2 protein-coding genes are annotated in these 1,132 nt (G+C 43.3%); one reads left to right on the top strand and one right to left on the bottom strand.

Going from position 1 to position 1,132, the window contains the following annotated elements; genetic code table 11:
• Window positions 1–429 (bottom strand): CYTH domain-containing protein (locus tag Q7P05_RS06330; protein ID WP_303931161.1); only part of this gene is annotated, 429 nt, incomplete at its 3' end.
• A gap of 57 nt (window positions 430–486) precedes the next feature.
• Here Q7P05_RS06330 and Q7P05_RS06325 point away from each other — a divergent pair.
• Window positions 487–1,132, top strand: a 646-nt coding sequence (locus Q7P05_RS06325; protein WP_303931158.1) for a DJ-1 family glyoxalase III, incomplete at its 3' end; no start/stop codon positions are given.

Here is a 1,132-nt window from a genome sequence, read left to right as displayed (position 1 = left end):
GTTGCTGTTGTGGTAGCGCGGATCAAGAGTTACATCCTCGCCAAACCATTTTGGAGGAATAAAGCTTCTGGCAGCAGATTCATCAGGAAACTCAACCTCAACGAGCAGTACACCGTTTAAAGCACCGTCAAAAATATCTAGCTCGGCAGTCAGATCGTTACCAATCGGGATGCGGTAGCGTGTCTTTGAAATTACAGTGCCGTCAGCTTTTACAATAAGATGCTCATAGGCTTCTTTTGTAAGCGGCAGGTTATATTCCTCACGAACCATCATGCCAGCGCCTTTGTATGTCATATAATAAGAATCACCGTCTCTTCGCACGCGCACGACAGGGGCAGTACACAGATATCCCTGTTCGATGCGTGTGTGGGGATATGATTCTAAATTGTCAGGAAGCTTGACTGGGACAAATTTACGTTCAATTTCCATAATAAATACCAGACCTTTCTATTGGTTATTGAAGTTCACGAGAAAAGTTTGCGAACCGTGAACGCCTATAATGATTTTCAGAAATCAGTATATCCCATGTTGACATATTCATCAAGATTTTTTATACTGAGGTCAAAAAAAGAAAGGCAGGAAAAAAATATGGTTTACGCATTTATGGCAGATGGCTGTGAAGAGGTTGAGGCATTAGCAGTGATTGATCTTCTTAGAAGAGCAGGAGAAGAGGTAGAGCTTGTTTCTATACATAATAAAGATATGACACAGGGCTCTCATGGAATTGGAATTAAAAATGATGTCATGCTAAAAGATATTTTTGTTGATGCAGCAGATACTTTATTTTTGCCGGGCGGAGGTGTTGGAACTAAGAACTTAAAAGCGTGCGAAGAGCTTTCTAAGCTGCTTGTTTCACACAATGCAAAGGGCGGACGTATTGCAGCAATCTGTGCAGCGCCGAGTGCACTTGGCATTTTAGGCATTTTGGAAGGAAAGAATGCAACATGTTATCCAGGCTTTGAAGACCAGTTAAAGGGAGCTAAGTTTAAGGCCGTTCCAGTTGTTACCGATGGAAATATTACAACAAGCCGCGGCATGGGTACATCTATATTGCTCGGACTTGAGTTAGTAAAGCTGCACCAGCGGCGACCCCATCGGGGCCATTTGGGGCTGTGTGGGGTACACGGTTTTG

Source organism: Veillonella dispar, assembly GCF_937975875.1.
Lineage (GTDB): Bacteria > Bacillota > Negativicutes > Veillonellales > Veillonellaceae > Veillonella > Veillonella dispar_B.
The sequence above is the reverse complement of the archived record's forward strand: the minus strand, read 5'-3'. Positions and strand labels throughout refer to the sequence as shown.